Raw genomic sequence first — 19,498 nt, 5'->3', positions numbered from 1 at the left:
GTTTTTACGCTTCAATAATTATGAATTAAAAATCATGCATTATACATTATTTATATTGTCGGCAACATAAAGCGCGCCCTGAATTCCGCCGCGAAGGACAGCCTGCCAGAAAGATTTTCCATCCAGCTCGCCGTGATCGGGGCAGATTTCATCGAATTTTTCCAGAGTTTTTCGCAAAGTACGGTGATTCCAGTCTTTTAATGAGTCGGCCAGTGGAATCAGGCTTTCGGGAAGAAAATCGATAACCTTTGCCTTTGCGGGGATTTTTGTCCCCTCGCCTACTGTGATTGAATTTTCCTTGTTGGGGCAAAATGTAAAAGCTGAGACCGGGAAGCCCTCTTCGTCTATTTCGCATCTGCCGGAAAGGAAAGCCTCTGTTTGGGGATTATTCGGCTCCAAGCGTAGGACAATTTCTGAAACCGCCTCTTCAGCTGACTTGTAGGCCTGCTCGTGGTTTATGCCAACGGCGATGATGTTTCCGCATTTCTCCACATTGTTGCGGGGAAAGTTCACGCTGTCGCCTTCTTTTGACCGGGGAAGCACATCCCTCACTCCGTAAATCTGCTTGACTTCTGAAAGTCCGTAGATTTTTGAAATCTTGCCGGGAATGGAAAGCCAGGCTCGCTCCGCACTCACGAGAGTATTTGTAATTTCATATAATTCAAAGGGCTGGGCCTTTCCTTTAACAGACTCGTGGGGCTGCCAGGGAAGAGAAACCCGGTTTGAAAGGAGATAATCAGGCTCTTTTCCTACAGCGATTTTCATTGCCTCTTCGGTGAGGTTCATGCCGCTGGCGTAAGGGAAAGTCCAGCCGGACATATAGCCGCCAGAAAGACGGGCCGCAATCTCGCCAATCATAGGGCCGTTTTTCGTGTACTTGATGTCAGCCTTGGCAACGCCGCAAGTGAGCCCCAAAGCCTTGATTCCCAGGGCAAAGGTTGCGATAAGCTCGTTCTTGATTTTTAAGTCAACTTTTGACGGAAGAGAATGGCCCATCTCGATGAAGTAAGGGGGATAGAAAATGTGACGGTCGGCAAAGCCCGTAATGGTGAGAGTGCCCTTGTAGACGATTGAGTCGATTGAAAACTCAGCGCCTTCCATGTAATCCTCAAAAATTGCCCGGTGGCTGCGGGAATTCTGAATCGCATTGGTGACTGCGGGAAGAAATTCATTTTGATTTCGGATTAAGCGGCAGCCACGGCCACCCATATTGTCACAGGGTTTTACGACTTTAGGGTAATCCACAGATTCACACAGATTTTCACTGATTATACTTTCGTCTAATTCCCGGAATTTCGGGCTGGGAACGCCTGATTTTTCAAAGCAGGCCCGCATACGCACTTTGTCGCTGGCATTGAGGGCGGCTTCAAATGAATGGGCGGGAAGACCTAATTTTTCGGCGACAAAAGAAACGCTGGCAGAAAAATCCGTTCCTGCCGTAAAAACGCCTTTAAGCTCCCCCTTCCCGTTCAGTTTTTCTGCGAGTTCCAGAAGAGAAGAGCGGTCCTTTAAATCAACCGGGAAAAATTCATCAGCCAGAGGGACGGCAACAGCTTTTTCGTTCGCATCGACTACGACCGCCTTTAAGCCCAGGTGCTTTGCGGCAAGAATCGCAGGCTTCTGCATGAGTCCTGCGCCAAGAATCAAGATTTTATCGTTTTTTGAAAATCCAATCATTTGAGGAAAATACCTTTTTTGGCATTTTAGGATATTACCAAATGAATTGCAACATAGTTATATCATCGAACTGCTCCGCCTCGCCGACAAAGTCATCGATATCCTTTCGGACGCTGGTCAGAGTGTCAGGCGCGTTCATATTTCCTGTTTTTTGTATTGCGGAAAGCAGGCGGTCTTCACCGAAAAGTTCTTTATTTGCATCTGTGGCTTCGGTAACTCCGTCCGTATACACAAAAAGTCTGTCGCCTTTTACGAGATTTATCGAATGTTCTTTGTAAGAAATGTCTTCCATTCCTCCCAGTACAAAATTCGGACTTGTTTTTACATAACTGAAATTGCCATCATGACACAAAACAGGATAGGGGTGCCCTGCGTTCACGAAGCGAAGTTCTCCCGTGCTGAAAGTAAGGATACCCAGCCAGCAGGTGACGAACAAATCGCTTTCATTTCCTTTGCAAAGCTGGTTATTTGTAGTATCAAAAATTTCTTTTGGCGAAAGGCCGTGTTTTGATCCGGAATCAAGGAGAGTTTTTGCCGTCATCATAAAAAGAGCGGCCGGAACCCCCTTACCCGAAACATCACCCACAACAAGCATGAGATGGTCATCGTCTACAAGCATGTAATCGTAAAGGTCACCGCCCACTTCCTTTGCTGGAGACATGGATGCGAAAAGGTCAAAATCCTTGCGCTCCGGGAAAGCTGGATAACCTTTGGGAAGGGATTCAAGCTGGATTTTTGCCGCAAGATTCAGCTCAGTAGAAATTCGTTCTTTTTCGGCGGTAACCGTTGTGAGTTCTGTAATATAACGGTTAATCTGCTCGCTCATGTCCTCGAATGCATGGGAAAGGGAGCCGATTTCGTCATGATTTTTGATTTTTTTAAGAAGTCCGGAAAGTTTATTGTTCGCGGCAAAGAATGATGTTTCACTTTTAATCAAAAGAATAGGACGAATAATCATGCGCCAGAGAGAAAAGCCGTAAAGGAAGATGAAGACTAAAGTTACGATAAGGGCGACCATAAAAATACGCTGAAAATAGAGCATCTGCACTGCAATCACTTCATCAATTGACTTTGTAACTGAAAGCATGGCGATGATATTGTTGTACTGGTCCCGGAGAGGAAGAGCCGTCATTACGGTTCCTGTTCTCTGCCCTTTTTTGTTTTTTGAATAATTATATTCAGTATATTGCTTTCCCAGCTGCATGAGCCTTTTCATGTTTATGATGGATTTTTTGCTTTTTGTAAGGAGATATTCCGGCGAGCCAAGTGAATAGGTTTGTATTCTGTCTGCATAACGGGCATTTACCGTGTGAAAGACATAGCTTTGTGTTTCATATCGGATTGCCTCTGGAACCGTAACGGCAATGCTGTCCAAGTCAGCGACATTGGTTATTTCCATTAATTTTTGATAGATTCCGTTATATTCATCGTCTGCAATGGCTCTTGTGGCATAACGGCTGATCTGTTCGCCAGAAATATATGAAGCGGAGATATGGGCAAACTGCTCTGTCATACGAGTGTATTGGTTAGTGAAGACACTGGAAAAATGCTTGTATCCCATATAAACGATGATTAAAAACAAAAGCAAGCCAAATGCAACAGCAGCAAGAAGCAATTTAACTGCCAGCGGAGAAACATGTCTCTGTTTAAGCTGTGATTTCTTAGTCATGAATTATTCCTTCCGCTTATTTCTTTACCGTCTGTAAAATCGATTCAGCGGCAGCCCGGTCTTTATAAGTTGAGATGACATTGCGCTTACCGGATATGATTTCTGCCTGCACGGTCTGTACATGCTTAATTACTTCAGGGTCTAATTCCGTATTTGTAGTCGAAAAGCCCACAGCTTTGTCTTTCAGGGAAAGGATTCTTGATCCGCCTTTGAAAGCGCCAGTACGGACAGAATTCAGGCCGATTTCTACAGCATTATCTACCCTTTTTATCATTGAAGTAAGAACGGCAGATTTTCCAACACCGTAAACGCCCTCTCCAAACTGATCTTGATCTACACCAATCGCCCATACATTTTTGCCAGCCTTACGGTGAGAAACAGCTTCCGCAATCGTACCGTTTCCGCACATGCCCGCAGCCGTATAAATTGCATAGACTCCCTTTTCATACCAAACTTTGGCTTTTGCTGCCGCCAGTGCTGGCCGACTCCAATCATCAGTATAGAAAGAAAACACCTCTGCATCTGGAAGGACGGCACGGATTCCCTGCACATAACCAATCTCAAAATCAATGATTTCATCGCTTTCCATACCGCCTATAAAACCAAAGCGAGGATTTTGCACCCCCTCTTTGACTGACTGTTCAGCGGCTATCATACCGACAAGGTAGGAACCTTCTTCTGAGGCAAAAAGATAATTCTGAACATTTTCATTTGAAAGATTGCTGCCGTCAATCATAAGGAATTTTTGCTCTGGGTAGACAAGAGAGACACTCCGAATCGCATCAGTAAGGACAAATCCTGTTATAATAACGAGGTCGGGCTTTTCTTCAGAAATAGCCCTTAAATCAGAAAAATATTTTCCGCTATCGTTGCAAATCGCCACATCGTAAAGAGTACCGAAATGCTCTTCTTCTCCAACAGAATCTCCGTAAAAGCGCAAGAGACCTTCCCATGCACTCGCATTGTAGGATTTGTCGTTAACGCCCAATCCATCCGTCACTAATTTTGAAGTAATAGCTGGCGTATTGTCCTTATGGCAGCCCCAAAAAAAGATGGGAAAGCAAAAAGAAAAGAGAAGAAATGAAAAAGATTTTTTCACAAGAGTCTCCTATCTTCGCTATTATAATACATTACTTGCTTTGAAACAATTTAAGATTCATTCTGTCAGAAAAAGTATGCAAATAACCGCTTGTAACTTTTGCTAAAAGTTTTTGCGCTTGTTGAAGACAGGGCAAGTTTTTTTACCAAATCAGGCCGCCTGGCTGCGATAATCTGCCCCACAATGCCGCCTGCAGAAACTCCAAGCACATAGCAATCTTTTAGGGAAAGAGAATCCATGGCGCAAATTGTGTCTTCAGCCATGTCATAGACAGAATAGCCTTGGAGAGGTTTAGTCACGCGGTCAAAGAGATAGCCCTTATATTCGCTGGTAAATCGCTGGTACTGATTGGCAACAGCCTCGGCCAAAGGCATGAGACTTTTTGTATAGAGGCCTGGAAGAATGACAAGAGTCTTTTTGCCGCTTCCGAACTGTGCATAAGGAAGTTCTGAATCTGATGTTTTTACAGAAGATGTAATCGTTTGACTCATATTAACAGTCCTTTTCTTTTTTGCAGTAGACCTCGAATGTATCCCCAAGACCGAAGAAGTGGCTGGCTGTGGAATAAAGAGCGAATTTCAGGCTGGTTGATTTTTGCCCTTTGAGATTTGGAAATCGCTCAGGGTGGTGACCGGTTGAGACCACTTTGCAGACCTTAAAGCCGTATCGCTTGAGGATTGAGGCAGCCCTGCCCGGCTCCCAGAGGGTAAAATGATCTGTGGGGGAATTCTGGAAGAAAGACTGGGTGTTGAATCTGCCAGAAACACCACTTGCAGATGGCGTTGAGAAGGCAAAAATGCCTCCGTTTTTAAGGATTTTTGAAACTCCGCGCAAAACTGAATCCAAGTCCTGGAAATGCTCGATGACATACCACATGGTCACCGCGTCAAAATTCTTCACGCCGAATTCAGAAACCGGGTCAAAGTCAGGGAAGGAGGCGACGGCAGCCGGATAATGAAGGGAATTCTGGACATAATCCACGGCCTCTTTGGAAATATCCGTGCCGAAGACCTGCCAGCCAGAGTCATTGGCCGCGTCAAGGTAAGGCCCGAAAGCGCAGCCTATATCCAAGACAGCCGGAGTGACGGCCTTGTGGTCGCTTCGGTAAAGCATATCCACCAGGCTTGTACGACGCACGCACTGTTTTTTGATATTTTTAAAATCGTCAAGATAGGTCTTTCCGTATTGTTTTTTGTAATCCTCGAAGAAATAAGAGGAATTGTAATTTTTGTCGCTGGCATGAGTCCAAGACATGTAGAGCATTCCGCAAGTTTTGCAACGGCGGAAGGTATGAAGGGTCGTGCGGGCCACAATGGGATTTTCAACGGAAGCCTTTTCATCCCGGCAGACCGGGCAGGCAAATCTCTTTCCGCCAGCAAGAGCTTTTACAAAGTCACCCAGACTTTTTTTGCCAGCCCCCTCTTTTGTAAAGGGAGAATCAGGATAGAGAGAAGCCGTTTTTTTGAGAAGGGAAAGGGCGTTCTCTGAATTGATTTGAGAAACCGGAAGACAGGCAAAGCCGTATTTTACCGCAAGATTTACATGAAGAGCCGTCGTTCCAAGAAGAATCACGCCGCAGCCAGCCGCAAGAGCCTCAAAGGCAGTAAAGCCGTAGTGAGTGACGACCACATCGTATTGGGAAAGCTGTTCCCGCAAATTGTGCACTGGGCGAATGAAAGTGATTTTTTTACGCAAATCTTCGTCAGTGACCCGCAATTCCGCCTCTTCGGGATTCTGCACGATTGCTGTGATTTTTTTACCACTGGAAGCAAAGGCAATGGAAGAAGGCAGAACCAAGTCCGCCGGATCCTCGCCACCCACAGTCACAAGAAGAGATTTGATTTCATCGATTGACTCAGGCTTTTTTGCCGTCCTTTTGTGCTGGGGCAATGTAACGAAAGTGGGATCAGAGATATTTGCAGGACGCTCAAGACCATAAGAAGGAATAATATCCAAGAGACAGTCGCACAAATCCGCGTTGAGTGAGCCTTCATCGATGGCAAGGACAGGAGCGGCTTTTGAAAGAGAAAGAGCCAATTCCCGGTCAAGGGTAAAGGCATCGGTTACGATTAAGTCATATTCGTTTTTTTCGGGCAGGCGGCTTACAATCTGCTCGTCTAAAAGGCCGTTTTTCTTTGCGTCTTCAAGAAGCTCATCTTTTTCTTCAAGGCCGGAATCTTCTGGAATGTAAACATTCGCCCCTGTGTCCACGGCAATCTGCAAGCAGCGGCGCAAATGTCCGGTTCCCTTTCCTTTTTTGACGCAGGGAACTGTGAGAATGGGCTTATAAAGCTCAGGACTTTCAAGGGCAGACAAAATTTGCTCAGTGCTGTAAGGCTCTTTTACTGGATTTTTCTCGCTCACCTTGTCGCCAGAGATGATTTTTATAATCGACTGAGCCCTCTTAAAATCTGCGGCAGTGTCGATTGTAGTGCGCAGATTGGGGTAATTAAAGGCTTGGGGAGCGGGAATGAAAAGAGACCTAAAATGCTCCGGGTGATTATAGAGAGAAGGACCTACATGTTCGTGGTCATAGGCAAGATTTGTAAGGGCGCGGGCCTTTAAAAGTGAAGCCGCCTTGAACATTTCGATTCCGCTTCCGTGGGGAAGACCTGTGTATGTTAGATAGTCAAAATCCTCGGTCTGAGATCTTTTTTCAAATTCCTCAACGAGAGAATCAGCCGCCTCGTAAAACAAGAAAGGATTATCGGCAGTGGCGCGCAATACGACATCGGCCTTGGTTTCTTCGATTAAGTTGCAATAGCGGGCAAGAACATCTTCAAGGGGGCCTTTGAAAATCTTAAAGCCGTTTCTCTCGCAAACAGGCGCAAGCTCGTCAAAAGAAGCCTCGTCGGTGGCAACATAATATTCGTCTGCCCTCACCTTCTTCATGGCGGCAAGAGTCCAGTCAAGGACAGTCTTTCCCCCCAAGATTTTTAAGGCCTTTCCCGGCAAGCGAGTTGATGAAAGTCTGCATTGTACTGCTATAATTGTCATTTATTTCCCCAGTTCTCGACCAAATCGAGAGCATCCCTTTTAAATCGATATTTATTCTGCTCCACCCATTCGCGAGCTTCCTTAAAGCGTGCGTTTGCCTCAAAAAAACCGCATGACGAACTGCCCCAGAAAGCAAAGAATGAAGACCTTGGAATCAAGCCGTGATCAGCCTGTTTTTTGTCGATGCGCGGAACAAGATTTTTCAAATAGAAGCGGTTTGAAAACTGGCTGGGCGAATTGTCAAGAATTGGAACTTCCGTGCTGTAAGAAAGACTGAAGGCTGTTGAGAATTTTATTTCTTCCCCCCAGAGCCAGGCACGGAAAGCAAAATCCAAATTCTGCCAGTAGTTTGAGAGAATCGTGTAGTCAAAGCCGCCCAAGTCGATAAATTTTCTGCGGTTATAAAGTGCGATAGAATCGAATGGAAATAAATTCTCGCTTCCATCAGAAACTACCGATGTAGACATAACATTAAGAGAGGCATGTCGAATTGACGGAGAAAAAAGCACTGGAAAAGAAAAATTGTCTTTTCCCAAAAGGCGCGGCGAAATACAGAAAATACCGCTTTCTGTAAGATTTGAAGCAAGAGTCGGTGTGAGAATATCAGTGGAAAAATCAAGGGAATCCCGAAGCACGAGAGCATAGTCCGAAGACGACTCAGAAACACCGATATTTATTAAATCTCCGTCAGTCGAATCCTCCAGGGGAATTACAACCTTAACAAATGGAAATTTGCGGGAAAAATCCTCGATACTATAATTTTCAGGATCCGATTCAATTGATATGATTTCTGAAAAGCCGCATCGGATAAGATTTTCAATCATTTTTGAGCGATAGGTTGACCAGCCTTTATTGATGAGTATTGCTGACACATTCATCTTGATGTTAGGAACTACTTCCTTTCCACCGAGAACCGTCATACTGATTTGTCGCTCATTAAAAATTGAAGGTATAGGATTCATCACAGATTCCACAACTAGCAGAATAATTTTTTTCAATATGATTTTCAAGCATGGTCTGAATTTTTAACCAAGCAGGCTCAATCCCCTCAGAAAGAACATTACCCGCCCCTGCCTGAGCAAGAAGCTGGAAACAAGGAGGAATTGTACCGTCAGAAAGAATGGTCATATCCCGGCGCAAGTGCCAGCAAGGAAAGCGGTTTACGGGAGAAAGGTCAGCAGATTTTAAGTCAGGCAAAGCACCGCAAACCGAATTGTATTTCTGAATAATCAGCTGGCCCTGAGACGGAGAATCTTTTTCTTTCCAAAAGCGGTAAAAGCCTTCAAGCTGCTCTTCGTTGGTCTTCATGCGCATGAATTGCGGATAGACCTGACAGGGAAAATCTTTTTCAAGGAGAGGAATCGCGGAAAGAGCCTTTTCAAAGTCAGACTGGTCACAGCCGTGGATTTTTGCATACATGGCCGATTCAATCGCGTCAATATAGACAATCCAGTTGACCAGGGCATTTTTTGAGGCAGCCAGACAAGCGATTTTTGAAGAAAGCTCCTCGGTGACAAGCAAGCCGTCTGTCTCGATTAAAAGAGAGATTTTGTGATTATCATCGTTTTGATTTATAACCTCGCTTGCAATCTCAAGGAAATCCGGGTGCAAAAGAGGCTCGCCGAAAGCCGAGAGGGAAATAACGGCATCCTCAGAAAATTCTTTGATTTGTGAGAGGATTTTCTGGAAATCAGAGAGAGCCATAAAATCTTTAGGCTCAGGATTCTTATTTATAGAAGAAAGTGAATAGCAAGTTTTATGATTGAATTTTGAAGAAATCTGAATGTTGTAAAAAGCTGGCACAGTCTGCATGACAGAGGGGCTTTTTGAGGCTAGATTTGAAAGAGCGTAGGCATCTGAAAGGCTGATATTTTGCTTTTTTGCCTCTTCGTAGAGATTTTTACAGGCAAGGAAGTTGATTTTTGAGCTTGCCTCAAAGCTGAAGCGGAGAAGACGGTAATCCTCATCGGAAATAAGAGTTTCAATCTCGAAGGAATTGATATCCCCCCTCATCACAGAAAAAATTGCCTCGCGGTCAAGGCTCTTTTCACCCTCAGATTTTAAAGTAGTTTTCGCAAGTTCGGAAAGAATTGAAGCCGTTCCCGCCTCGATAAGCTCCGGAGTAAGACCGTAAGGAAAACCGTCGGCAAAAGAATATTCCGCCGCGTATTTTTCATGCATTTCAAGCAAGTCGCGGGTGAGTTTTTCGTTTAAGAAAGGAGTGTCGGCATAAGAGACAAGGGCGCACTCAGCAGAATTTTCTTTAAGAGAAGAAGCAATCTGTGCGATAAAATCAGCCTTTGACCAGGAATCTTTTGAAATCAAGGCGACTTTTGGATAAGAGGCAAGGACAGAGGAAATTTGCGATAAAAGAGGAGAATTATTTTTTGCAAGGAGAATTATTTTTTCGCCAAAAAGGACGGACCAATCAAGGACAGACTCAAAAGCTGACTTTCCGCCGAAAACTTTATCAAAAGCATGGTGAGTCAAATCCCCACCATACAGAATCACCAGTGTCTTCATTATCTATACATAATAGCAGAAAAAATTCACTGTGGCAACTTTTTTAATTTTCCGCTATGATTTTGGCCATGAACAGCGAGCATTACTTTGATTGGGCGGCCACTGCCCCTTGTGACAAAGATATTTTACGGGAATCTTTAGAGATTGCCCTTCAATATGACGGAAACCCTTCCTCAACCCACAAAACAGGAAGCGAGGCGCGAAAGATTTTTGAAAGAGCGCGGGAATCTTGCGCACAAAGCCTCGGCGTAAAGGCCAGCCAGATTTTTTTCACTTCTGGGGGAACTGAAAGCGATCATATTCCCCTGCTCTCTGTCCTCACTTCTCCGGCAAAAAAAGGGCGGATTATCCTCTCTTCCATAGAGCATCCTGCCTTGCGGGAAGAATGTGCCCAGCTCAAAAAACTCGGATTCGATGTGGTGAGCGTAAATCCCGACAAAAACGGCTTTGTCTCAGCCCAGTCAATCCTTGAAAAGCTCACGAGCGACACTCTTTTTGTCACTGTCATGGCGGTAAACAACGAGACTGGCTGCATCCAGCCTGTTTACGAGATTGCAGACGCCCTCACCCAAGCCACAAAGGGAAAACGCCGTCCCCACTTTCATGTTGACTGCGTTCAGGCGGCGGGGAAAATTCCCTTGGATTTCAGCCATGAAGGAATCGATTCGGCGGCTTTTAGCGCCCACAAGATTTCAGGCCCTCGTGGAATCGGCATTCTCTATCTTTCTCGCCCGATAAACTCATTCTTAGTGGGCGGCGGTCAGGAGCAGAATATAAGGAGCGGAACGGAAAATCTCTTTGGAGCGGTGGCTTTCTCAAAATGCCTTGAAAAATATTACATAAACAAAAAAAATCAGGCAGCTCAAAAGCGTTTTAACGAGCAGAAAGAATGGACCCGTGACTTTTTGGAAAAACTGTCTCAGATTGAGCGATGCAGGCTTGTTCCTGAAATGAGGGCGGATTTTGAAAAGAGTGAAGAAAAGTTCAGTCCCTGGGTCGTGCAGGCGGCCTTTGTTGGGATTCCCGGTAATGTGATGGTGCGGGCTTTGGACGCGAAAGGATTTTGTATTTCCACAGGAAGCGCCTGCTCCGCCAAAAAGCAGAGCCGCCCTATTCTGGCCGCCATGGGCGCGAGCCGGGAAATACAAGACAGCGCGGTGCGTTTCAGCTTCGGCAGCTTCACCACAAAAAAAGCGATGGATGAACTCGCCGAAGCGATAAAAGAAATTGTAAAAGAGTTCTAGGCAGCGCACTTCAGGCACAGCCTTCTCCGAGACTCGCTCAAAAGTCGTCTCACGACTTTTGCCGGCTATGCCGTCGCTCCCTATTTTTTTGATTTGATGTGAATCACTTTGCCTGTGCGCTTGATTCCGTCGTCTTTCTTTTCTTCGCCTTTCTTGCGGTAGATTTTCTTTTCTGAAGCTCCGCCCAAAGCGTATTTTGCTTCCTTAGCGGCCTTTTTTTCGGCGCGGAGTTTTGCCCGCTCTTTGCGGTCTTTTTCGATGAATTTGAGGGAGTCGTCGAGGCCTGCGAGGACTTTCTGCATGTCTTCAGCGAAGATTGAAATCTGGTGGCGGTCAAAATCTGCACCGTCGCCTTTTTTGCTCTCTACAATCTGTAAAAATACATCACCAGCCCGATTTTCCTTGACATTGAAAAAATAAGAGCGGTTATCCAACAAAACCTGAGTAGTAAAAAGTTCTCCACGGATGCTCATTTTGACCCTTCCTTAAAAATGTGAATTGAATTATACGCAATTTATAACATATCTTGCGTTTTTACGCAATAGTTTAAAATTTGAATGTCTTTCGCTGAATCGGGCTCATGCCAATCTCCCGGCAGACGGCTATATGGGCGGCGGTGGGATAGCCCTTGTGCTTGGCGTAGCCGTACTGGGGATAGAGTTTGTCGAATTCAAGCATCATTTTGTCCCTCTCCACTTTGGCGATAATGCTTGCCGCCATGACCTGGGGGTATTTTCCGTCGGCCTTTGGCTCACAGCGGCAGGCGCAGGAAATTTCCGGGCAGCTTGTTCCGTCAGTGATGGCAGAAATATGGCTTTCCAGGCTGGAATTTTCAAGGATTTCGATATTCCGGGAAGAAAGCCAGCCAGGAAGCTTTGCCATCATCATTTCATAGGCAATTTTCATGGCATACATGCTGGCACGGAGAATGTTCATTTGGTCGATTGTCTCGTGGTCAACCACACCAAGCCCCCAGCAGGCTTTTTCCATAATCACGGCTTCGGCGGCAATGCGCTTTTTTTCTGAGAGTTTTTTTGAGTCGTTTAGGATTTCTACGGGAAAATCCTCAGGCAAAATAACGCAACCGGCAGTGACAGGGCCTGCAAGAGGTCCCCTTCCCGCCTCGTCCAAACCGCAAATTAAGTCAATCATATTAAAATCCTTCAATTTTATTATTTTTATCTTCAAGAATGAGAGATTTTTCGTCTTTCCAGACAGGCTTGATTTTTTTTCCGTCACTATCAAAATCCCCGCTAAAGGAATTTCCCGTCATTCGCAAATTAACGCCTGTCGCTTCAACAATCCTTCCCAAGTGAGAAATGACCTCACATTCACTGTTCCTGAGGTCAAGGCTTCCACCTTTTAAACTAAAATTAACTGCTGTATCAGAAATTGAGGCAAAACGGCTTTTTTCAATTTGAATTCTGGAATTTACCGCAGAATGATTACAGGCATAGTTTGAGGCTTGCACGCTTAATCCTGAATTCTTAAGGACAATGCTGGAGGCTTCTGATGAAAACACGGTTCCCGAAGAATCAAATGAGCCAGAAATCTCACAATCTTCAAAAGAAGCTGCCGAACGCTCAAAAACAAAAAGCCTTGAATCAGAGGGGTGGGATTTATCCAAATCTTTTTGAACCACGCAATTCTGCATCTCAAGGCTCGCATCCCTCACAAGTATATAACCCGACGGCGGAAGAACAAAACGGGCATCCCGCATACCTGTGAAAGAACAATTTGAAGAAATAAGCGAAAGTTCCTCCGAAAGAAGAATATCTCCGTTTACAAAAAAATGAACGAATTTTCCCTCGTTTATGACGCTCAAGGCCTGCTCAAAGGAATTGAATGGATGTAAACGGCTTCCGTCTGAAGCAAAATCAGGGGCATTTCCGTCCAAAAAATAATTGTACTCATCGATAATGACTTTATAGCTTGAAAGCGCACTTAAATTTCCGCTTTTGTCTTGGGAATAGGCAAAAGCCTTGTAGCAGACAGTCATTTCTGTGCCAGCCCGAAGCTCAATGGGCTGAGATTTATACAAAACATAGTCGCTGGAATTTGGCTTTATATAATCAAATTCTGAATTATTATCAAGATAAGAATTTGCACTGACCGTTAATGGGCCGTAAACAGCAAGATAAACGCTGGTCCCATCCTCAGATTCAACTCTGAGACTGACATCACGGCGGGCATACTCTCCCTCTTCGCTGGCGATAAACTTTGGAGGAAGAGGCGGCTGGCGGTCAATTTCATAAGATGAAGTAAGTTCTCCCTGATATACGCCGTCACAATAAAGGGCAAAAACAGCCGTCTGGCTAATATAATCTCCCTCAAAAGTGTCGAATGTTATAGTTGTATACAAGCCATCGTTTAAAAGCACTTCGCCCGCCGCCCCGCTAGAGACAAGGGAAAGCTTGTAGCGCAAATCTCCGTTGATATTAAAAACGACAGACTTGTTATAAGACTCTTGCAAAAGAGAAGGTTTTGGTGGAAGAACGAAAGACTGAATGGGATTTCCAGATTTATAGGCGACATCCTGCCAATAAACTATATGACTTTTTGATCGGTCAAGGATTACATCGTCAGTGGAAGCCGACCAATAGCCTTCATCTATAGCCCAGATAAGATTTTTCCCAGTAAAACGAAATGTTGACCAATTCTCGATTTCAAAAGGAACTTCTTTTTTTGAGAGAGGAAGCACTTCGCCCGGCGCAAGAAAAATAATAAAACGCCAGTTTTGCTCCCCGCTTGAGACGATGCAGGGAATATAGCGGGAAAGACGGTTATCGGCGGAAACTGAGAGGATTCCCCCCTTCATGGCGGGTTTTTCGCCGTCACCAATGCGGAGAGAAAGAGAGCGTGGAACGGAAATCACATTTTCGCCAGAACAGAGCAAAATATTTTCGCTAACAATGCGGTCGATGAAAAGTTTTTCCGCGGTGCCAACTGCAAAGGGATTACCGCCATCCGTCACGGTGTAGTCAATTTTGTACTCTTCACTTTCTTCCCCGTTTATAACGGCCACACGGAGAGAAATTTTTCCGCTCATGTCGATGAGGACGGGTCCGTCGTAGGCAAAACCTGAAGTGAGAGGGTCTGTGTTGGTGTATGAATAAAAAGCCTCGGCTCCTTTGGGTAAATCCAGGATAAGGGTTTGCTGATTTGCGAAAGTTCCGGGAACGGGAGAGATAACCCTCTGTGAAAAGGCCGGCAGCAGTGAGAAAAACAGGAAAATAGGAAGAAAAAGCCGCACCGCTATGGAGCAGTGGCAAAGCCAATTGCGAAGCGATTGAGCGTGAGCGAGCTGGGGAACAAAGCGAGCACGAGAAAGAAAGTGCCCGGCGGCTGCCAGTAAATTTCTGCGCATAAAAACTTATAAAAACTCTCCCAAAACGGGGCGTAATTCCTCGTCCTGCTTGTAATAATTTTCTTCAAGCTCGTCTTTGGAAAGGCCCACCAGCTCGTGGCTGCAATAGTGAATCCAGCGATCTTCCTCCGGCTTAGTGATGTCGAACTTGCGGCAGTAGTAGTCGGGTTTGATGGGAAGAGTTTCCTTGAAAGTGAAGTTTTTAAAATCGTGGACGACCACCTTGATGTCTGAGCGGGGAACGCCCTTTTCCAAAAGCACCTGAACCAGATAATTGAGGGTTCGGCCTGAGTCGTAAATGTCATCAACCAGAAGAATTTTGTCGCCCTGACGAAGATAATCGGGGGAATATGTCCATCCGTCGATTCTGACCGCGTCGTGAGAGTGGACATCGGTGTAAGAGCGGGCGACCACGGCGGCATAGAGGACAGGCTTTTTTCCTTTGAGAGCCAGCTTGAAATATTCGCTTATGACATTGGCCATGTAGGCTCCGCCCCGAAGGGATGTATAAATGATGTCAGGAACGAAGCCATCGTGATAGATTTTTGAAGCGAGTTTGAGCGCGTCGTTTCGTACAGTTTCGTAAGGGAGAAATTCTTTCATATTATAATACTACAGCAGGATTGGGGAATTTTCAATTATTATATTTATATGCCGGAATAGCAAAATAATTTTATTTCCTTGCCATTTCATTATATTCTCATTAAATTTATCTCATGAATATCGTAAAAATCACCGCTGACAGCCTGACTCTTTCTTCGGGCTTGTCTCAGGATTCATTCGCAAAGACCCACTTAATCGACTTGCTGGCAAAAAAAAGCAGGCTCGTTCACATAGAAAACAAGTCCATAACAGACGAAGATTATGTTTTTTCGGGAACTAAGGCTGGCCAAGACGGAATCACTCTTTTTGAGGGGCCGGCTCTTCAAGGAAAAATTCTTTCCGACATTCTTTCCCTTCCGCAAAATGAGCGGACTGAGGAAGATTTATTCGCCCTCTCAGTTTTCTCACAGGCGACTGATTATCTTTTTCGTCAGGAAGAAGAGCTTGAGGCCGTGGGTGCTGGGGGAATCGTCATAAAGGCGGAGGAAAAAGCAAGCTCAGCGGATATTCTTTTTATAAATCCTGAGCTTTTTGAAATCTGCGCCCAGAATCACAAGGAATCTTACGGTCAATTGCAGGGAAAATATCTCTATAAAGGCTTGGATGCCCCCTCTTCCCTTTTATTTACAAGAGCCGTGGCAGCCTATCGCGCCATTACCGGCCACTTTCCTTTTGAAAACGAAGACACCACGAAACGACAGGAAGACATTTTTGACGGAAATTTTATTCCCCTCTCACTTTGGAAGGATTCAATTGAAGAGAATCTTGCGGAAAGCATTCATTCAGCCCTTTCTCTCAAGGTAAAAAACGAAGTTCTGGCAGGGAAAAGAAGCCTTACCGACGCGGGAGCTGAGCAAAAAAGAGAAAAAACGCTTAAAAAGGCGCAAAACTTTAATTCAGAAGACTTTTTTAAGGAAATTACAAAGTTCACGGAATCAGAAAAGCAAAAATCAGAAGAAGAAAATAAAACTCTCGCTGAGAAAAGGGCGGCTTTTCTTTCAAAAACAAAGAAAAAACTTGCCGTAAAACGATTCTTGAGGCGGAACAAAAACAGGATTTTCGCATCTCTGGCGGCAATTTTCGTAATCAGCTGGTTTGTGTCTGGAATTTTGAGGGAAAACGCCAAACTTATCACCACAAAGGGCCTCACTTCCAGAGAGACAACCCATGCCCTTTACACGATGATTCATAGGACGGATGTCCCTAATTTACAGGAAATCGTCAAGGGCAAGGAGACTAAAGACATTATCGTAAAGGTGAGCGGCTATTTTGTCAGCGCGAAGCAGCGTCTTGAAGTCAGCCCGGATAACGGCATTTTAAGCCCTGCAAAATGGTTCTTCTACAAAAAAGAATCAAAAAGCTGGATGTTCGGTATCACGAATCTTAAGATTGACGGCCAGGACTTTAATATCGAAAGCTCCTACCCTGCCAGAAAAGAAAAGCCCCTTCCCCTTCAGGAAGAAAACGGGAAAAATCTGATCAAAGGAGAAGAAGTCAGCCACGAAGTAAGTTACAATCTCGTCCATCAAGCCGAGGCAAAATTCTATGTGGAGAGAATGACTGACAAGGTAACCCTGCGCTGGACAGGGAAGCAGTGGCGGGTCATAAAAATCGATGGAAAATCAAAAATCGACACGGTAAAAGCAAAGGATTTTATAGAAGAATATTACTCGCTGGCAGAAAATGGCGTAAGAGAAGCAACAGATACATTGCGGGAAAAATACGACTGGCTTCCTGGCGATGCAGATTTAACTGATGCGGCAGAATTTCTGGCAAAAGAGTACGGCAGCGTCGAGGCAGAAAAATATTTAAAATGACAAAATTTCATTTTTTGTCATATTGACATTTTCACGGCAGACAGATACACTTTTCCCACATTCAGATTGGTTTTTATAGGAGAAAATCATGGCTTTTGAATACAATCTTGAAAAGCAGCATGCAAAAGGAAAACTTCATGCAATCGAGCGAATCAATGCGCTCGTAGACAAAGGCTCTTTCATGGAAATTTACGCCGATGCCCGCCATCAGTGCACAGCATTCGGCATGGATAAAAAAGAAATCCCTTATGACGGTGTTATCACCGGCTTCGGAACAATCAACGGAAAAAAAGTCGCAATCTATTCTCAGGACTTCACTGTTCAGGGCGGCTCTCTGGGCAAAGTCCACGGTCAGAAAATCGCCGAAATCATCGCAAAAGCAATCGAATATAAATGCCCTGTTATCGGCGTAAACGATTCGGGCGGCGCTCGTATTCAGGAAGGCGTTGACGCTCTCTGCGGCTACGGCGAAATCTTCAAGCAGAATGTTCGCGCCTCTGGCGTAATTCCTCAGATTTCAGTAATCGTCGGTCCTTGTGCAGGCGGTGCCGTTTATTCTCCAGGACTCACAGACTTCATCTTCACAGTCGATAAAATCTCTGAGATGTACATCACTGGTCCAAAAGTCGTAAAGCAGGTAATGTTCATGGACATTTCTTCTGAGGACTTGGGCGGAGCTGCAATCCACGCTCAGAAATCTGGAGTTGCACACTACCGCGCCCAGAACGAAAAAGAATGCTTCGAAAAAGTAAAGGAATTGCTTGATTACATTCCCCACTACTACGGCGAGAAAATTCAGGCTGACGAGAAATTCAAGTTCTCTTCTAAAAAAACAAAGGAAATTCAGAGCGTTCTCCCAGAGTCAAGCACAAAAGGCTACGACATCAAGAATGTCATCGAAAATGTAATCGATGACGGAACATTCTATGAGATTATGGCTGAATTTGCGGCAAATGCTGTTGTCGGCTTCGGCAAAATCGAAGGAAAAACAGTTGGAATCGTGGGAAACAACCCGGGCTACTTCGGCGGAGTCCTTAACTGCGACGCCTCAGACAAAATCGCCCGCTTCGTGCGCTACTGCGACTGCTACGACATTCCCCTGCTCACCTTCGTTGATGTTCCGGGCTTTATCCCTGGCCCTCAGGAAGAGCAGAAAGGGATTATCCGCCACGGAGCAAAACTCCTCTACGCCTACAGCGAGGCAAGCGTTCCGAAAGTAACGGTTATCACGCGAAAGGCTTACGGCGGAGCTTACATTGCAATGTGCTCAAAGCATTTGGGAGCTGATTTCGTTTACGCCTGGCCAAAGGCAGAAATCGCCGTCATGGGAGCTGAGGGCGCAATCGGAATTCTTTATGCAAAGGAAGCTGACCCAAATGTAAAGGCTCAGAAAGGTCAGGAATACCGGGAAACATTCATGACACCGACAATCGCCGCCCAGCGCGACTATATTTCGGCTGTCATCAATCCGGAAGAAACCCGCGCACGAGTCGTTCAGAGCTTCAAATTCCTTGAAGGAAAGACTTCAAGCGACATCGTGGCAAAGAAACACGGAAACATTCCTCTGTAAACAATGCATAATCCATAATGAAAAATGCATAGTTTCTGCTGTTATGCAAAAAAATCCCTGTGACTGGAGGCTTTTGAATGGAAGTTCTCCGCACAGGGATTTTTTTTTCAGAATTGTGAATTATGGACTGTGAATTGATTAATCGTCTTCGTAGCCACGCATACTTCTCAGATATGCAAGGTAATAACCGCCACCGACTAAAAGAGAACCGCCTACTAAATTACCCAGTGTGACTGGAAGTAGATTCCAAAGGAAACCGAAAATCGTAATGTTATATCCTGTAAAACCATAGACATACTGTGCCAGCATTCCGCATGGAATAAAATACATATTTGCGACAGAGTGTTCAAATCCACAAACAATAAAGAGAAAAATCGGCAAGAACAAAGCAATAATTCTACCACTCAATTCTTCCGCCGCCTGACTAGCCCAAACGGCGATACAAACCAAAATATTACACAAAATACCTTTTACAAAGGCATCAATAAAAGGAATGTTTGCTTTGAGCGTGGCAGTTGCTACAACAGAACGAGCAAGATCATTGCTGTAAAGCGAAAGAATATGGCCGTAATTTGCAAGAACAGCAATAAAGATGCTACCGACAAGGTTTCCCACATACACAATAGCAAGATTCTTTACAAAATCCATAAGTGAAATCTGCTTGTCAAGAACAGGGATGAAAAGCAGACAGTTTCCAGTAAAAAGCTCCCCGCCGGCAATGACAACCATAGCCAATCCAATCGGGAAGATGATACCGCTTAAAGCCCTACCAAAGGCAACTGGAACAACGCCACAGGATATAATTTGGCTTCCAAGTGCACCAAGCGCAATAAATGCACCAGCAAAGATTGCAAGAATGAATGACTTGAAAACAGGCTGATAGACTTTCGTTGAGCCCATCAAGGAGTACATTTTAATAATTTCTGATGGCA

The 19,498-nt window shown here is 44.9% G+C and carries 15 protein-coding genes; 3 read left to right on the top strand and 12 right to left on the bottom strand.

What is annotated here, in order from left to right:
* Positions 1 to 39 precede the first annotated feature (39 nt).
* The 7 genes from B2089_RS05535 to B2089_RS05505 all read right to left on the bottom strand — a co-directional run bounded on the left by B2089_RS05535 (position 40) and on the right by B2089_RS05505 (position 9,965).
* A complete protein-coding gene (locus B2089_RS05535; RefSeq protein WP_296323312.1) occupies positions 40 to 1,677 on the bottom strand; it encodes an ATP-grasp domain-containing protein in 1,638 nt (545 codons plus the stop codon).
* Positions 1,678 to 1,711: 34 nt separating this feature from the next.
* Complete coding sequence (locus tag B2089_RS05530) at positions 1,712 to 3,346, bottom strand: SpoIIE family protein phosphatase (protein ID WP_296323309.1); 1,635 nt, start codon at positions 3,344 to 3,346, stop codon at positions 1,712 to 1,714.
* A gap of 16 nt (positions 3,347 to 3,362) precedes the next feature.
* Entirely contained in the window at positions 3,363 to 4,445 is a 1,083-nt protein-coding gene (locus B2089_RS05525; protein ID WP_296323306.1) for a BMP family lipoprotein, read from the bottom strand.
* A 65-nt stretch (positions 4,446 to 4,510) separates the two neighbouring features.
* Complete coding sequence (locus B2089_RS05520; protein WP_296323303.1) at positions 4,511 to 4,936, bottom strand: alpha/beta fold hydrolase; 426 nt, start codon at positions 4,934 to 4,936, stop codon at positions 4,511 to 4,513.
* A gap of 1 nt (position 4,937) precedes the next feature.
* Positions 4,938 to 7,442: a cytidylyltransferase domain-containing protein gene (locus B2089_RS05515; protein ID WP_296323301.1), complete on the bottom strand. Its 2,505-nt coding sequence runs from the start codon at positions 7,440 to 7,442 to the stop codon at positions 4,938 to 4,940.
* A complete protein-coding gene (locus B2089_RS05510; RefSeq protein WP_296323296.1) occupies positions 7,439 to 8,362 on the bottom strand; it encodes a hypothetical protein in 924 nt (307 codons plus the stop codon). Before B2089_RS05510 ends, B2089_RS05515 begins: the two co-directional genes overlap by 4 nt.
* A 16-nt stretch (positions 8,363 to 8,378) precedes the next feature.
* A complete protein-coding gene (locus tag B2089_RS05505; RefSeq protein ID WP_296323293.1) occupies positions 8,379 to 9,965 on the bottom strand; it encodes a spiro-SPASM protein in 1,587 nt (528 codons plus the stop codon).
* Positions 9,966 to 10,021: 56 nt separating this feature from the next.
* Here B2089_RS05505 and B2089_RS05500 point away from each other — a divergent pair, with 56 nt between their 5' ends.
* Positions 10,022 to 11,209 carry a cysteine desulfurase family protein gene (locus B2089_RS05500; protein ID WP_296686312.1) on the top strand — a complete coding sequence of 396 codons (1,188 nt, stop codon included), beginning with the start codon at positions 10,022 to 10,024 and terminating at the stop codon, positions 11,207 to 11,209.
* Positions 11,210 to 11,289: 80 nt separating this feature from the next.
* On the opposite strand, the gene B2089_RS05495 is transcribed toward B2089_RS05500, so the two are convergent.
* From B2089_RS05495 to B2089_RS05480, 4 genes are all read right to left on the bottom strand, one after another.
* Positions 11,290 to 11,682: a DUF3276 family protein gene (locus B2089_RS05495; protein ID WP_296323287.1), complete on the bottom strand. Its 393-nt coding sequence runs from the start codon at positions 11,680 to 11,682 to the stop codon at positions 11,290 to 11,292.
* A gap of 73 nt (positions 11,683 to 11,755) precedes the next feature.
* Positions 11,756 to 12,361, bottom strand: a complete 606-nt coding sequence (locus B2089_RS05490; RefSeq protein ID WP_296323284.1) for a ribonuclease HII — start codon at positions 12,359 to 12,361, stop codon at positions 11,756 to 11,758.
* 1 nt (position 12,362) lies between these two features.
* Positions 12,363 to 14,576: a hypothetical protein gene (locus B2089_RS05485; RefSeq protein WP_296323282.1), complete on the bottom strand. Its 2,214-nt coding sequence runs from the start codon at positions 14,574 to 14,576 to the stop codon at positions 12,363 to 12,365.
* Positions 14,577 to 14,582: 6 nt separating this feature from the next.
* The gene (locus B2089_RS05480) at positions 14,583 to 15,179 is read right to left on the bottom strand and encodes a phosphoribosyltransferase (RefSeq protein ID WP_296323279.1); all 597 of its coding nucleotides are present in this window, start codon (positions 15,177 to 15,179) and stop codon (positions 14,583 to 14,585) included.
* 113 nt (positions 15,180 to 15,292) lie between these two features.
* On the opposite strand from B2089_RS05480, the gene B2089_RS05475 reads away from it, so the two are divergent.
* Positions 15,293 to 16,996 (top strand): hypothetical protein, encoded by a 1,704-nt coding sequence (locus B2089_RS05475; protein ID WP_296323277.1) that lies wholly within the window; start codon positions 15,293 to 15,295, stop codon positions 16,994 to 16,996.
* An 88-nt stretch (positions 16,997 to 17,084) separates the two neighbouring features.
* Positions 17,085 to 18,566, top strand: coding sequence for an acyl-CoA carboxylase subunit beta (locus tag B2089_RS05470; RefSeq protein ID WP_296323274.1), 1,482 nt, complete (start codon positions 17,085 to 17,087; stop codon positions 18,564 to 18,566).
* A 138-nt stretch (positions 18,567 to 18,704) separates the two neighbouring features.
* Here the strand turns inward: B2089_RS05470 and B2089_RS05465 are convergent, their stop codons facing one another.
* Entirely contained in the window at positions 18,705 to 19,478 is a 774-nt protein-coding gene (locus B2089_RS05465; RefSeq protein ID WP_296323271.1) for a formate/nitrite transporter family protein, read from the bottom strand.
* Positions 19,479 to 19,498: the final 20 nt, after the last annotated feature.

It is taken from the genome of Treponema sp. UBA3813 (genome assembly GCA_002368605.1).
Taxonomy (GTDB): domain Bacteria; phylum Spirochaetota; class Spirochaetia; order Treponematales; family Treponemataceae; genus Treponema_D.
This window is presented reverse-complemented; position numbering and strand designations above follow the sequence as displayed.

Excerpts from the sequence above, each read along its gene's own strand:
- B2089_RS05465 (WP_296323271.1), bottom strand. The coding sequence starts at position 19,478 with ATGTACTCCTTGATGGGCTCAACGAAAGTCTATCAGCCTGTTTTCAAG.
- B2089_RS05530 (WP_296323309.1), bottom strand. The coding sequence starts at position 3,346 with ATGACTAAGAAATCACAGCTTAAACAGAGACATGTTTCTCCGCTGGCA.
- B2089_RS05485 (WP_296323282.1), bottom strand. The coding sequence starts at position 14,576 with ATGCGCAGAAATTTACTGGCAGCCGCCGGGCACTTTCTTTCTCGTGCT.
- B2089_RS05515 (WP_296323301.1), bottom strand. The coding sequence starts at position 7,442 with ATGACAATTATAGCAGTACAATGCAGACTTTCATCAACTCGCTTGCCG.
- B2089_RS05495 (WP_296323287.1), bottom strand. The coding sequence starts at position 11,682 with ATGAGCATCCGTGGAGAACTTTTTACTACTCAGGTTTTGTTGGATAAC.
- B2089_RS05480 (WP_296323279.1), bottom strand. The coding sequence starts at position 15,179 with ATGAAAGAATTTCTCCCTTACGAAACTGTACGAAACGACGCGCTCAAA.
- B2089_RS05475 (WP_296323277.1), top strand. The coding sequence starts at position 15,293 with ATGAATATCGTAAAAATCACCGCTGACAGCCTGACTCTTTCTTCGGGC.
- B2089_RS05490 (WP_296323284.1), bottom strand. The coding sequence starts at position 12,361 with ATGATTGACTTAATTTGCGGTTTGGACGAGGCGGGAAGGGGACCTCTT.
- B2089_RS05520 (WP_296323303.1), bottom strand. The coding sequence starts at position 4,936 with ATGAGTCAAACGATTACATCTTCTGTAAAAACATCAGATTCAGAACTT.
- B2089_RS05535 (WP_296323312.1), bottom strand. The coding sequence starts at position 1,677 with ATGATTGGATTTTCAAAAAACGATAAAATCTTGATTCTTGGCGCAGGA.
- B2089_RS05510 (WP_296323296.1), bottom strand. The coding sequence starts at position 8,362 with ATGACGGTTCTCGGTGGAAAGGAAGTAGTTCCTAACATCAAGATGAAT.
- B2089_RS05500 (WP_296686312.1), top strand. The coding sequence starts at position 10,022 with ATGATTTTGGCCATGAACAGCGAGCATTACTTTGATTGGGCGGCCACT.
- B2089_RS05470 (WP_296323274.1), top strand. The coding sequence starts at position 17,085 with ATGGCTTTTGAATACAATCTTGAAAAGCAGCATGCAAAAGGAAAACTT.
- B2089_RS05505 (WP_296323293.1), bottom strand. The coding sequence starts at position 9,965 with ATGAAGACACTGGTGATTCTGTATGGTGGGGATTTGACTCACCATGCT.